This window comes from Rhizobium leguminosarum, assembly GCF_010668065.1.
Classification (GTDB): domain Bacteria; phylum Pseudomonadota; class Alphaproteobacteria; order Rhizobiales; family Rhizobiaceae; genus Rhizobium; species Rhizobium leguminosarum_S.
In genome coordinates this window covers 688,130-700,697 of sequence record NZ_WUEN01000002.1, presented here as the reverse complement: position 1 = coordinate 700,697, position 12,568 = coordinate 688,130, and the positions used below count along the sequence as shown (strand labels likewise).

Sequence of the window (12,568 nt, the reverse complement as noted above, 5' to 3'; positions counted from 1 at the left end):
GCGCGCGGACGCTGGGGCGCCGCGAATGACATAAAACCCGCGGTTCCACGGGTTTTATGGTTACGACAGGCCGTTCCCGTGCCCGGATGACGGCGATAACACGGTCAATTCAATTTGACCGATGGCTCCCGAGCCCAGACACGCAGTTTGCCAAGCGCCTTGATAAAGGCCGTAACATCCTTCGCCGCTCCGAGCGCAATCACGCCCTCATCCAGGGAATCGGCAATTCCAGCCTTCTGGATCAACGGCAGCGCTGTTTCCACATAGCCGATGAACTTGCAGTGCACGAAGGCATCCGCCACGAAATCGCGGGCCGTTGCCTCCTTCAGCAGGTCGCCGGTTCCCTCGGCCGAGGGGAGGAGGGCGACGGCGTCGTAAAGCACTGAAGGTCCGCCGTCGATCATCTGATGCGCCTCGATCCAGTTGCCGTCCGAGAGCGTCACACCGCCGATCTTTGGTGCGATCACTTCGAACGCTGCTTTCTGCTCGGTGATCTCGGCAAGCAGCGCCTTGAAGATAGCGGCGTCCGTGCCATCGCTGACGAGAATGCCGAGCTTGCGTCCTTCGAACCGCTTCGGACCGCGCTCGACGATGCTGAGCGCCGGCGACGGCTCGAGATCCTGCCGCGTCGGCATGGCCGCATCGGCAGGCTTCGGCATCGATTTGAAGCCGAGTGCGTGGCCGACCTTGCTGGCCAGCGTCTCATCGATGTTCAAGAGATGCGAGACCATACGCTCACGAATGACCGGCGTTTCGACCTTGCTCAGTTCGAAGATCAGCGCCGCGGCGATATGGCGTTGTTCCGGTGGAGTCTGGCTGATGTAGAACTGTCGGGCCTGGCTGTAATGATCGGCAAAGCTTTCCGGCCGCAGCCGAACCTTGGGACCCTGCTCCTCGGCCGAGAAGTGCCGGTAGCCTTGAACCGGGGATTCCCGCGGCCCCTGATTCCAGGAATTCGGCTGGTAATTGACGCGCCCGACGGGATTGCGCATCGCCATATGGCCATCCTGCTGAAAATTGTGGAAGGGACACTTCGGCGCGTTGATCGGCAGATGTGTGAAATTCGGACCGCCCAGACGTTTCAGCTGCGTGTCGAGATAGGAGAAATTCCGTCCCTGCAGAAGGGGATCGTTGCTGAAGTCGATGCCGGGGGGAACGTTCTGCGTCATGAAGGCGACCTGCTCGGTCTCTGCGAAAAAGTTGTCGGGCATTCGGTCGAGCACGAGACGGCCGATCGGTTTGACCGGAAGGATCTCCTCGGGGATGAGCTTCGTCGGATCGAGGATGTCGAAGTCGAACGTGTCGGCGAAGTCCTGGTCGAAAAGCTGCACGCAGAGTTCCCATTCGGGAAAGTTTCCCGACTGGATCGCCTGCCAGAGGTCGCGGCGATGGAAATCCGGATCCGCACCATTGATCTTGACCGCCTCGTTCCAGGCGACGGACTGGAGGCCGAGCTTCGGTTTCCAGTGGAATTTGACGAAGGTCGATTCGTCAGCCGCGTTGACGAAGCGGAAGGTGTGAACGCCGAAACCCTCCATGAAACGGAACGACCGCGGAATGGCGCGGTCCGACATCACCCACATGATCATGTGCATGCTTTCGGGCGTCAGCGTGATGAAATCCCAGAAATTGTCGTGCGCCGACTGCGCCTGCGGAAATTCCTTGTCGGGCTCCGGTTTTACGGAATGGATGACGTCGGGAAACTTGATCGCATCCTGAATGAAGAAGACTGGGATATTATTGCCAACGAGATCCCAATTCCCCTGTTGGGTGTAGATCTTCACGGCGAAACCGCGCACGTCGCGCGCCAGATCGAAGGAACCCTTGCTGCCGGCAACGGTCGAAAACCGCACGAAGGCCGGCGTCTTTTCGCCGGGCCGCTGGAAAAGATCGGCCCGCGTATAGGCTGCCAGTGATTCGTATGTTTCGAAGTAGCCATGGGCGCCGTAACCGCGCGCATGCACGACCCGCTCGGGAATGCGCTCGTGGTCGAAATGAAAGATTTTCTCGCGGAAATGGAAGTCATCGACGAGGGCAGGGCCGCGGGCGCCGAGACGAAGCGTGTTTTGATCGTCGGAAACGGGGCCCCCTTGCGCTGTGGTCAGCACCGGCATCCCGTCTTCGGCAAACTGATGAAGCTCACCGCCTGGACCCCGGTGCAGTTTCTGATCATGGATCGTTGCGTTGTCCGAGGGCGAGGTTCTGGACGTCTTCTTGGCCATCTACATTCTCCGGAAAGGGTTTACCTAACCGAAGCTCAACGACGGCCACATGTTCCGCTTGATGCGAAATAAACCGCCACTGAGAAAAAGAGCCGGGGATGGCTCCACATAAATGGGGCGCGGGGCCTTTCGACCTCGCGCCCCGATTTCCGTTGATCCTGAGCCCGGGCCTTAGATCCGGGGCGTGACGAGGAGGTCTTCCTCTTCGTCGCGTTGCGACCCGCCAAAGGCTGCGGCGGCAGCAGCGATGAAAGCCCCGATCAGGAGCGACAACGCGCCGAGCAATGCCGTGGTGGAGGCAGCCTTGCGTGCCTCATCGGCGGCTTTCTGGGCGGCGACCTTGGCGTCGTCGATGCGCTTCAGCACAGTGTCGACGCGGGTGCGCGCATCGGCCTCGGAAAGACCGGTGCGAGCAGAGACGATGGTTGCAAGATAGGCCTTGTCGTCATCCGGGATCTGGCCGGCGGCAGCACCGTTGAGGAGTATGCGGGAGACCTCAGCCGTTGCCGCGGTATCATCGGATGTTGCTCCTGCACGGGCCTGCTCAGGACGCAGCAAAGCGTCGGTAAAGTAGGCGGTGGGCAGATCCGCGGCCGATGCCGTCGATGACGCCGCCGTACCTGCGGCGGTAGCGGCCGAACCCACGGCTTGTGCGCCCGCACCGGCAAGCGAGGTCAGCGACGAGGCTAGAAAGCCGGCGACGAAGATCGTCGCCAGCGCCCAGCTGATGAAGCCATGCGCGGTGTCACGGAAGAACACCTCGTCGGTATGGACAGCTGCCCACTTCGTGCGCAGCCGGCCCGTGATATAGCCACCGAGCCCGGAGGAGAGCCATTGGACGACAACCAGCCAGATCGCCGCCGTCACCCCGACCGTGCCGAGCGAACTGCTTTGCCCCGACCAGGGCGACACCATCGTCAACCCAACCCCGGATCCAAGCAGCAAAAGAATGAGGGTCACTCCGATGGCAGCCGCGGCGCCTCCGAAAATGGGCCCCCATGTCATGGCGGATTTGGAAGATTCGACCGGAGTAGCAATCTCTCCGGAACCTGTCATTGAAAGCGACATGATCTGTCCCTATCGCATAAACAGAGCAAGAAGGATGATGATCGGCAGTGGAACACCAAGCAGCCAAAGAAGAATACCGCGACCCATGAAAGACCTCCTGTCAGAAACTGACGTTACGTGGTTGATGCCACTCAACTTTGAACCACGGTCTTTGTTCCCGGCCGGCTTGGTCATCGACGATCTTCATGCGGAGCTGATCGAGATCGATGAGAATTCTTGCGCGCTCGGAGCTAACGCCAGCCGAAGAGCGCGCCTATATCTTGAAGCGAATGTGATCTGCGAGGAGAGAGGAGAGGCTCTCATCACTCGGTCGCAGCGTAAACGGGAGAAGCATCGATGAAGAGATTTCGGGCATTTGTAGCAGCCGGAGCAATCAGTCTTGCCGCCATGACCTCGGCATGCTCGACGCCGCCGAATTCATATGGCTCGGCATCGGGATATCAGCCGGGAGATTCAATGAACCCGGCCTGCGCCGATGGCTTCCGACCCGGTGACGGCCGTTCGTGCAGCTATTAGAGGTGGTCGCCTTGCCCGTACAATGAACGGGATCGTCCGGAGCGTCAGGCGGGCGGTCATTTCCGTTTGATGACAGCCCCGACGGCGGCGCCGATCGCGGCGTCATCGAACAGCGTCGGGCCGACTGCGGCGCCTATTCCGATTCCTATCGCCATACCCAAAGCCATGGCCGTGATTTATCCCGGTGCTGTGGCGATAGTATGTGTTTCGCTGCGGCCGGCGGAGCGTCGGCGGTCCTATTGACTGCCGATCCACTTCATTACGGTTTTTTCCGGAGGTCACCTGGTAAAGCATCAATGAGTTGATGCACTTTTCCGGTGGCGAATACGATGTCCTCGCGCGGCAGATGGACTGTTATCTCAATCTCTTCCCACCTGCCGCCATGGTCTTTTGCGAACCTGACGGCGGCTTCCAAAGAGGTGAATTGCACGGCCGGTGCGTTAGCGGTCCAGAACTGCACGCTGCAGTCCGCCGCACTGTAATCTAAAAATGCTTTTTCGGGATCTAGCGCCATGGTGTTTGCTGTACACCGCCGGCAGTTTTTTGGCCAGCGGTTGCCTACCCATCGTAACAGCGCATGATTAGGCTGCCGGCTTGACGGCGATGTGCGCGCGGATGGCGGTATATTCCATAGCTTGCGAGACCGTTGATGAAGATTGGAATCAAAGCGCCGGGCTGATCCCGTTTTCTATTCACAGTCTGCGTTCAAAACGCGGTGGGCCAAGGGCAGCGCCGACGGTCTTCTCTCGCTCCCAACTCGTGATATAACGGCACCATGACAAAGCGAGCGCTTTCTCATCTCCGACACATACGCGTGCGCCATCAGGGCGCACCGATTTCGTTCGGAGATGGACATGCATCACAAAAGAAAGCGTCCTCGCAAGGCGTCGTGCGGGCTGTGCAAGCCTCATAAGACCGAGGGCAACTGCCCACGGCACAAGGACATGCGGCTTGGCAATCTACGTCGCTACCTGTCCGGGTCTGACCAGCTGCGCTGCCAGGAGATTAAGGGAGTGTCGGGCAGGGATGGGGATTATCGGCAGTAACCACAGAACGGTCTTGGCTAAAAAAGAAAGGGTCGGGCGAATGCTCGCGCCGACCCGTCTTTGATTGCATCAGCACGGTGCCAGTACATCCGTGGTCACCAGCAAAAGCCATCTGATAGATTGAATTTATGCGCCTCGTGAATTTTCGCAAGGATTAGCGGGGTGCTGATTTAGGGCTAGGTAGGCGCAATAACCACGATACGACGAGAAGTACGACACGCGCTCTGAGGGCGCTAGTCGCTGGGCCGATCCGTCCAGACGATCATCGGGGCGACCGCAGAACCTTAGTATCACAGCGGATTCAAGATTCAGAAGAACAAGAAATTTATCGACCCCCAGTTTCGACAAAATCGATTTCAAAAAGCGGGAGGGAAAGTGGGGAAGAAAACGCCTGCTTTCGGAATTATCAACGAAACAGGCGATTACTTGAAAAATGGCTCCCCGGGCCGGATTCGAACCGGCGACCTGTCGATTAACAGTCGAATGCTCTACCGCTGAGCTACCAGGGATCACTGCTTGGCGCGGTGTGAGTGGGCTAATACAAACGCTTTCCCGATTTGCCAAGCGGTTTTTTCAAAAAAATGAAATGAACTTGTATTTGGGATGCCTGCGCCCATCTCTGGGGAATGACAAATGTGAATGATCGTGAGGAGACGAGAGGCGGCGAGAGGCGCAAGGCAGGGGCAGTGCGCTTCGGCATCGATCATGCAAGCGGCAGGCTTGTACTCGGCTCTTTCAGCATCGGCATGCCACGCTCGCGCATCGCGCGGATGGCGCTCGGCATGGCCCTCATTTTCTGCGGCGTGTTGGGTTTCCTGCCCATCCTCGGCTTCTGGATGCTGCCGCTCGGCTTCCTCGTGCTCTCGCACGATCTGCCGTTCGCGCGACGGCTTCGGCGGCGGCTGGCTGTCTGGTGGCACAGGCGGCGAAAACCGGCTGGCTGATCGGCAAGGAGGGCGTGGAACTGTGGGTCGCTTTTCGCATTCGTGGTTTATGGAATGTAAAACGCAAAATCGCGTCACAATGGTCCAGGTGAGGAAATGAAGGTATCTTTTGTTGTCGTCCTGTCGGCCGCGGCGCTTCTCTCAGGCATTTCCGCCGAGGCCCAAGTAGACAGCGGCGGTTTCGACGCTCGCGGCATCTGTCGTCGTCCCGAAGGCTGCGTGGTCGACCACGGTCAGGGCGGCAGCTACAACGGGCCTCGCAACTATCGCAATTTCAACGGCCGGAATGATCGCGATGGGAGGAACGACCGCGAGCGGGACAATCGGCGCTACCGTTCTCAGAACAGGAGCGACAACAATTTCGACGCCGGAACTAGCCGCCTTGTCGCGGGCCCCGAGAGTGGGCTGGGCGCGCAGCTCATCCACATTCGGGTCTAGTTGGATCTGAGTTCGCTTTCTTCAAAAGTTCCGCCATGGTCCGGATCGAGGCCGGTCGTCATCAGCAGGCTGCAGGCGGCAAGGAGGAGGACGAGTTTCACCGCGTAGGACGCCACGGAGGCCGGTTGTCGAGGGCCTGGTGATACGCGAGACGGCGCTATATAGTACTGGTAATAGAAGTATGGATCGTCCGTTTCCAGCAGGTTCTGGTGGACGTGCGGCGGAATATCCGCATGTTTCACCGGCGGAGAACCAGGGAATTTTACATGCAGATCCCGGGTTTCGGCGTCGTATGCTGCACGCACGCGCTTCGATTTGAGGGCAGCCCAATCCATCTCAAGCTCCTATACCCTCCCGCGGGCAATTGAGTCCCGGACGGTGATCGAAGTCAAGTCAAGAATTTGTTTCAAATGCCATCATTGGCAGGAAATGGGGCATCGTCACGGCCGCGGAAATTCTAGCCCGCGCCCGCTCCGTTTCGGGATGGAAAAATGGTCGTTTCGGCAGCTGCCGAATAGCGTTTTTCCGAAATGCCCTCTTGCGATTTCCTTACGATCATTCTAAACGCTCGCCACGGCTCAGATAACGAGCGCGTGAGGCCTCGTGGCGGAGTGGTGACGCAGAGGACTGCAAATCCTTGTACCCCGGTTCAATTCCGGGCGAGGCCTCCAACATCTTCCACATGACATAATCTATGTGAAACGCGGCTGGCTCAGTGGCACGGCATTGGCGTTTGCGATGCTACCAGACCTGCTGGCCCGGCGAAAAATCGAACTGTAACGGATTGATTCCCGTGAGGCGGTAGAGCGCCCTCAGGCCGCCCTTGCGGATTTCCGCCTGATATTGCAGGTCGCTCAATTCAGGCCTCTCATCGATATCGGGACCGGCGCCGAGCAGCCTCCGCATGCCTTGCGGCGAAATGCGGGTGATGCTGCGAATCTCGCCGCTGCTGTATTTGATCAGCAGCAGTCGGGCATCGGCATTATAGATAGTGAAGCGCTTCTATGCCGCGCGATTGGATCATGAAGGTTTGCATGCGCACTCCCATAGCGGAAGGCGAGGGCGCCGCAACAAAATGGTTGACGTAACGTTAATGCGCGTGCGGCTGTTGAGGGCTGGACTTCAAAGGAAAAGAACGCATGCCGGACGATCGCTCGCCGACATGCATTGCTGCAGACGCGATGCGGGGATATCTCCGAGTGCGCTTCGGCGCCTTATCGCTTCCAAGTCGTTTCGCCGTCCAGCAGCCCGCAGCAGAATATGCCGATAAGCGCCGCGAGGATGAAAAAGTCGAACAGCGTGAAATACTCGAAAATCGCAGACATGGCCTGCTCCTCCTATTTCCTCCGCTGGAGATCATAACATGAAGGGCTAAACGATTCCACGCTGGAGTTGCAGCGTCCGTCCTGCCCCTGTGGCGCGGAAGCGGCCCCTGCCGGATTCTTTTCGCCGGCGCCTGCCAAGCCTTGAAAGCATCCGTGGCGGGGATTAAGAGACGAGGGACAGGAACCGCTTTTCAAGAGCGAGAGGACATGATGGATTTCGAAGCAGCGCGCGTAAAGATGGTCGATACCCAGGTTCGCACGACGGACGTTACCTCGCATTCCGTGCTGACGGCGTTTCTCACGGTGCCGCGTGAGGCTTTCGTGCCGGAGAAGGCGAAGCTGCTGGCTTACATCGACAACGACGTCGAGATCTCCGCAGCTGCGCCGGCAAAGCCGGCCCGCTTCCTGATGGAAGCGTCGCCGCTTGCCAAGCTGCTGCAGCTGGCCGCGATCACCAAAGACGACTTCGTGCTCGAGGTTGGTTGCGGTACGGGTTACACCTCGGCGCTGCTGTCGATCGTTGCCGGCTCCGTCATCGCGCTCGAATGCGACGAGACGCTGGCCACTGAAGCGAAGGCGCAGCTTGCCGGCTACGCCAAGGTCGAAGTCGTGACCGGCCCGCTCGAAAAGGGCTACGCTGCCGGCGCTCCCTATGATCTGATCTTCATCAACGGCGCAGTCGAAGAGGTTCCGGCGGCCCTTCTAGGTCAATTGCGCGATGGTGGCCGTCTGATCACCGTCGAAGGTTACGGCAACGCCGCCCGCGCCAAGGTCTTCGTCGCCGAGCGCGGCGCCATTTCGGAAAACGTCTTCTTCAACGCCTCGGTCAAGCCGCTGCCGGGTTTCGCCAAGGCGCGCGAATTCGTTTTCTGAGATCGTTCTTATCGATGACATTCAGCAACGGGCGCCATTGGCGCCCGTTTTTTGTCAACGCCGCTGGAAAGCCTTCACAAACATCATCTAGGCTGACGCCGCCACGATGTTTCCGCCGCAAAATCGCGACAGGCTTTGCGGGTGGCAAACATCAGGTAACAAAACTGTGCATGGCCACATTCATTTGATTCGCGATGATTTTTTTCACGTCTGGGGTATTCTAAAGTCGTGGTGATTCGGATGAATGCTCCACACCATCCGGTCGTTGTTTTGGGATAACGGGGATAGAAATGGCTCAGCCAAGTGTAGCGCGTGAACCGTCCATGGAAGAAATTCTGGCGTCCATCCGCCAGATCATCGAAAGCAATGAGCCCGGCGCCGGCAAGGCGATTTCCGCATCCCTGCCGCCGGTCTACGGCGCCGACGAGGATGACAATGGCTCCGAAATTCATCTGACGGTCGACGATACCTATGCCGGCGTGGAATTCCCCGAACCGGTCATGCGCTCCTCCGATCCGCGTTTCGTCGCCGCCAATTCGGCCGGCACCGCCCCCGAAGCAGAAGTTCCGGCCCGCGCTCTGTCGCTTGCCGATGTCGCCGCCCGCGTGCGCGCCGCCTCCGAGCGCAGCGCCGTGCAGGCCGGTCAGGCCCTGCGCGAAATTCCGAGCGGCTTCCGTCAGCCCGAACCGCAGCCGGCCGTAATGCCGGAACCGTCGCGCGCCGCGGCCCCGCAGCCGCAGCCGGCACAGCCTGTTTTCCCGGATGCCGCAGCGTCCATCCAGCATGTTGCGATCCAGCAGCCGGTTGAGCCGACGTTTACGGAAACGCAAAGGGTTGCCGTCGCCGAGCCTGCGCCTGCCGTCGAAACAGCGCTGCCGGCTATGGAACCCACTCAGTCGTCGACCGAGCGTTTCCTGCCGAGCGTTATGGACGAGGTCCAGCCGACGCTGCTTTCGGAGAATGCCGGCCTGCAGATCAGCCGCTCCTTCGAGGAGCTCGCCGCGGCAATCGACGGTGCCGAGCGCCGCTCGCTGGACGAGATTGCTGAGGACATGCTGCGCCCGATGCTGCGCGAATGGCTTGATGATAATCTGCCAACATTGGTCGAGCGGTTGGTGCGCGAGGAAATCGAGCGCGTGGCGCGCGGCCCGCGCCGCTGATCGGATTGCTTTTTCCTGAAAAGCCGCTCCGGTCTCCGGGGCGGCTTTTTTATTGACTTGGCCGTGACCATCCTATTTACAAACGCCACCCTCGAACCTCGAAATTGGTCAGAAAATGCTCGACAAGACCTATGATTCCGCTGCCGTCGAACCGAAAATCGCCGCGATATGGGATGAGGCGGACGCTTTCCGCGCCGGCGCGAACGCCAAAGCCGGGGCCGAGACCTTCACCATTGTGATCCCGCCGCCGAATGTCACCGGTTCGCTGCACATGGGCCACGCGCTGAACAACACGCTGCAGGACATCCTGGTGCGCTTCGAGCGCATGCGCGGCAAGGACGTGCTCTGGCAGCCGGGCATGGACCACGCCGGCATCGCCACGCAGATGGTCGTCGAGCGCAAGCTGATGGAACAGCAGCTGCCGGGCCGCCGCGACATGGGCCGCGAAGCCTTCATCGACAAGATTTGGGAGTGGAAGGCGGAATCGGGCGGCCTGATCTTCAACCAGCTGAAACGTCTTGGTGCGTCATGCGACTGGTCGCGCGAACGTTTCACCATGGACGAAGGCCTCTCGAAGGCCGTGCTCGAGGTTTTCGTCACGCTCTACAAGGAAGGGCTGATCTACAAGGACAAACGTCTGGTCAATTGGGATCCGAAGCTGCTGACGGCGATTTCCGATATCGAAGTCGAGCAGCACGAGGTCAAGGGCAATCTCTGGCACCTGCGCTATCCGCTGGAAAAGGGCGTAACCTACCAATACCCGATTGCATTCGATGAGGAAGGCAAGCCGACCGAATTCGAGACGCGCGATTATGTGGTCGTCGCAACGACACGACCGGAGACCATGCTGGGCGATACCGGTGTTGCCGTCAATCCGAAGGACGAACGCTATCAGGGCATTGTCGGCAAGCATGTCATTCTGCCGATCGTCGGCCGCAGAATTCCAATCGTTGCTGACGATTATGCCGATCCGACTGCCGGCACCGGCGCGGTGAAGATAACGCCCGCGCACGATTTCAACGACTTCGACGTCGGCAAGCGCGCAGGTCTTCGCGTCATCAATATCATGAACGGCGATGGCACGATCACCATCAAGGACAATGAGGACTTTCTCGAAGGTCTCGACCATCCGGCGGCGCTGCACGGCGCCTGGGACCGCCTGGAAGGGCAGGACCGTTTCTATGCGCGCAAGATCATCGTCGAGATTTTCGAAGAGGCGGGCCTTGTCGACAAGATCGAGCCGCACAAGCACATGGTCCCGCACGGCGACCGCGGCGGTGTGCCGATCGAACCGCGGCTGACCGAACAGTGGTATGTGGATGCCAAGACGCTCGCCGAACCGGCGATCGCCTCGGTCCGCGAGGGCCGCACCAAGATGGTGCCGAAGAGCTGGGACAAGACCTATTACGAATGGATGGAAAACATCCAGCCCTGGTGTATCTCCCGTCAGCTCTGGTGGGGTCACCAGATCCCTGCCTGGTACGGCCCGGACGGCCAGGTCTTCGTCGAAAAGACCGAGGAAGAGGCGCTGCAGGCGGCGATCCAGCATTACCTTTCGCACGAGGGGCCGATGAAGGCCTATGTCGAGGACTTGCTTGAAAACTTCAAGCCGGGCGAGATACTGACGCGTGACGAGGACGTGCTCGACACGTGGTTCTCCTCAGCGCTCTGGCCTTTCTCGACGCTCGGCTGGCCGGACGAGACGCCCGAACTGGCGCGTTATTACCCGACCAACGTTCTCGTCACCGGCTTCGATATCATCTTCTTCTGGGTCGCCCGCATGATGATGATGGGCCTGCACTTCATGAAGGATGAGGACGGCGAGCCCGTCGAGCCCTTCCAGACCGTCTATGTCCACGCGCTGGTGCGCGACAAGAATGGGCAGAAGATGTCGAAGTCGAAGGGCAACGTCATCGATCCCTTGGAACTGATCGACGAATACGGCGCCGACGCGCTGCGGTTCACCCTGGCGATCATGGCGGCGCAGGGCCGCGACGTGAAGCTCGACCCGGCCCGCATCGCCGGCTATCGAAATTTCGGCACCAAGCTCTGGAACGCCACGCGCTTCGCCGAGATGAATGGCGCGAAAAGCGATCCGCATTTCGTGCCGGAGGCGGCCGAGCTCACCATCAATCGCTGGATCCTGACGGAACTTGCCCGTACGGAACGTGACGTTACGGAAGCACTCGAAGTCTTCCGCTTCAACGACGCCGCCGGCGCGCTCTACCGCTTCGTCTGGAACGAGGTCTGCGACTGGTATCTCGAACTGTTGAAGCCGGTCTTCAACGGCGAGGATGAGGGCGCCAAGGCCGAAGCCCAGGCCTGCAGCGCTTACATTCTCGAAGAGATCTACAAGCTGCTGCATCCCTTCATGCCCTTCATGACCGAAGAGCTTTGGGCCCATACCGCAGGCGAAGGCAAAGAGCGCGATACATTGGTCTGCCACGCCGAATGGCCGTCGCCGTCCTATGCCGATGATGGGGCCGCCGACGAGATCAACTGGCTGATCGACCTGGTTTCCGGTATCCGCTCGGTCCGCGCTGAAATGAATGTGCCGCCATCGGCGACAGCCCCGCTCGTCGTCGTCAAGGCCAACAACCTGACGCGTGAACGGCTGTTCCGCCACGACGCCGCCATCAAGCGCCTTGCGCGCGTCGAGGCGATATCGCTGGCTGACGATGCGCCCAAGGGTGCCGCTCAGATCGTCATCGCCGAGGCCACCATCTGCCTGCCGCTCGGCAAGCTGATCGACCTTTCCGCCGAAAAGGCTCGTCTGGAAAAAGCGATTGCCAAGATGGAGGGCGAGATCTCCCGCATCGACGGCAAGCTCTCCAACGAGAAGTTCGTCGCCAACGCCAATCCCGAAGTGGTCGAGGCCGAGCGTGATCGCCTCGATGAACTGAAGGGTCAGATCGCGAGCCTGAGGATCGCTCTTTCCAGGGTGAGCGAAGCCGGGTAAGTTTCACCGACCCATTT

At 59.7% G+C, this 12,568-nt stretch carries 11 protein-coding genes, 2 tRNA genes and 1 pseudogene; 8 read left to right on the top strand and 6 right to left on the bottom strand.

Annotated features, from left to right (window positions below; translation table 11 throughout):
- Positions 1-104: 104 nt before the first annotated feature.
- Positions 105-2,222 (bottom strand): catalase, encoded by a 2,118-nt coding sequence (locus GR198_RS07940; RefSeq protein WP_029873071.1) that lies wholly within the window; start codon positions 2,220-2,222, stop codon positions 105-107.
- A 171-nt stretch (positions 2,223-2,393) separates the two neighbouring features.
- A complete protein-coding gene (locus GR198_RS07935) occupies positions 2,394-3,290 on the bottom strand; it encodes a hypothetical protein (protein WP_029873072.1) in 897 nt (298 codons plus the stop codon).
- Positions 3,291-3,626: 336 nt separating this feature from the next.
- Here GR198_RS07935 and GR198_RS35720 point away from each other — a divergent pair, with 336 nt between their 5' ends.
- Positions 3,627-3,806: a hypothetical protein gene (locus GR198_RS35720; RefSeq protein WP_017993757.1), complete on the top strand. Its 180-nt coding sequence runs from the start codon at positions 3,627-3,629 to the stop codon at positions 3,804-3,806.
- 259 nt (positions 3,807-4,065) lie between these two features.
- On the opposite strand, the gene GR198_RS07925 is transcribed toward GR198_RS35720, so the two are convergent.
- Positions 4,066-4,320: a hypothetical protein gene (locus GR198_RS07925; RefSeq protein WP_017993759.1), complete on the bottom strand. Its 255-nt coding sequence runs from the start codon at positions 4,318-4,320 to the stop codon at positions 4,066-4,068.
- 966 nt (positions 4,321-5,286) lie between these two features.
- A tRNA-Asn gene (locus GR198_RS07920) sits at positions 5,287-5,361 on the bottom strand.
- A 117-nt stretch (positions 5,362-5,478) separates the two neighbouring features.
- Between GR198_RS07920 and GR198_RS07915 the strand changes: the two genes are divergently transcribed.
- Both GR198_RS07915 and GR198_RS07910 read left to right on the top strand, forming a co-directional pair.
- On the top strand, positions 5,479-5,796 hold the full coding sequence (locus tag GR198_RS07915; RefSeq protein ID WP_029873073.1) for a membrane protein: 318 nt from the start codon (positions 5,479-5,481) through the stop codon (positions 5,794-5,796).
- A 96-nt stretch (positions 5,797-5,892) separates the two neighbouring features.
- The gene (locus tag GR198_RS07910) at positions 5,893-6,234 is read left to right on the top strand and encodes a hypothetical protein (RefSeq protein WP_029873074.1); all 342 of its coding nucleotides are present in this window, start codon (positions 5,893-5,895) and stop codon (positions 6,232-6,234) included.
- Here GR198_RS07910 and GR198_RS07905 read toward each other — a convergent pair.
- Positions 6,231-6,569 (bottom strand): KTSC domain-containing protein, encoded by a 339-nt coding sequence (locus GR198_RS07905; RefSeq protein WP_003538940.1) that lies wholly within the window; start codon positions 6,567-6,569, stop codon positions 6,231-6,233. The two genes, GR198_RS07910 and GR198_RS07905, sit on opposite strands and share 4 nt — an antisense overlap.
- Before the next feature lie 262 nt (positions 6,570-6,831).
- Between GR198_RS07905 and GR198_RS07900 the strand changes: the two genes are divergently transcribed.
- Positions 6,832-6,905: transfer RNA gene (locus GR198_RS07900), tRNA-Cys, on the top strand.
- A 70-nt stretch (positions 6,906-6,975) separates the two neighbouring features.
- Here the strand turns inward: GR198_RS07900 and GR198_RS36205 are convergent.
- Positions 6,976-7,282, bottom strand: a pseudogene (locus GR198_RS36205) (hypothetical protein).
- Positions 7,283-7,373: 91 nt separating this feature from the next.
- Between GR198_RS36205 and GR198_RS07890 the strand changes: the two are divergent.
- The 4 genes from GR198_RS07890 (at position 7,374) to GR198_RS07875 (ending at position 12,551) form a co-directional block, all read left to right on the top strand.
- On the top strand, positions 7,374-7,601 hold the full coding sequence (locus GR198_RS07890; RefSeq protein WP_164067644.1) for a hypothetical protein: 228 nt from the start codon (positions 7,374-7,376) through the stop codon (positions 7,599-7,601).
- Positions 7,602-7,766: 165 nt separating this feature from the next.
- Positions 7,767-8,432: a protein-L-isoaspartate O-methyltransferase family protein gene (locus GR198_RS07885; RefSeq protein ID WP_029873075.1), complete on the top strand. Its 666-nt coding sequence runs from the start codon at positions 7,767-7,769 to the stop codon at positions 8,430-8,432.
- A gap of 290 nt (positions 8,433-8,722) precedes the next feature.
- Complete coding sequence (locus tag GR198_RS07880) at positions 8,723-9,592, top strand: DUF2497 domain-containing protein (RefSeq protein WP_029873076.1); 870 nt, start codon at positions 8,723-8,725, stop codon at positions 9,590-9,592.
- A 115-nt stretch (positions 9,593-9,707) separates the two neighbouring features.
- Positions 9,708-12,551 (top strand): valine--tRNA ligase, encoded by a 2,844-nt coding sequence (locus tag GR198_RS07875; protein ID WP_164068170.1) that lies wholly within the window; start codon positions 9,708-9,710, stop codon positions 12,549-12,551.
- Positions 12,552-12,568: the final 17 nt, after the last annotated feature.

Excerpts from the sequence above, each read along its gene's own strand:
- GR198_RS07940 (WP_029873071.1), bottom strand. The coding sequence starts at position 2,222 with ATGGCCAAGAAGACGTCCAGAACCTCGCCCTCGGACAACGCAACGATC.
- GR198_RS07935 (WP_029873072.1), bottom strand. The coding sequence starts at position 3,290 with ATGTCGCTTTCAATGACAGGTTCCGGAGAGATTGCTACTCCGGTCGAA.
- GR198_RS35720 (WP_017993757.1), top strand. The coding sequence starts at position 3,627 with ATGAAGAGATTTCGGGCATTTGTAGCAGCCGGAGCAATCAGTCTTGCC.
- GR198_RS07925 (WP_017993759.1), bottom strand. The coding sequence starts at position 4,320 with ATGGCGCTAGATCCCGAAAAAGCATTTTTAGATTACAGTGCGGCGGAC.
- GR198_RS07915 (WP_029873073.1), top strand. The coding sequence starts at position 5,479 with ATGACAAATGTGAATGATCGTGAGGAGACGAGAGGCGGCGAGAGGCGC.
- GR198_RS07910 (WP_029873074.1), top strand. The coding sequence starts at position 5,893 with ATGAAGGTATCTTTTGTTGTCGTCCTGTCGGCCGCGGCGCTTCTCTCA.
- GR198_RS07905 (WP_003538940.1), bottom strand. The coding sequence starts at position 6,569 with ATGGATTGGGCTGCCCTCAAATCGAAGCGCGTGCGTGCAGCATACGAC.
- GR198_RS07890 (WP_164067644.1), top strand. The coding sequence starts at position 7,374 with ATGCCGGACGATCGCTCGCCGACATGCATTGCTGCAGACGCGATGCGG.
- GR198_RS07885 (WP_029873075.1), top strand. The coding sequence starts at position 7,767 with ATGATGGATTTCGAAGCAGCGCGCGTAAAGATGGTCGATACCCAGGTT.
- GR198_RS07880 (WP_029873076.1), top strand. The coding sequence starts at position 8,723 with ATGGCTCAGCCAAGTGTAGCGCGTGAACCGTCCATGGAAGAAATTCTG.
- GR198_RS07875 (WP_164068170.1), top strand. The coding sequence starts at position 9,708 with ATGCTCGACAAGACCTATGATTCCGCTGCCGTCGAACCGAAAATCGCC.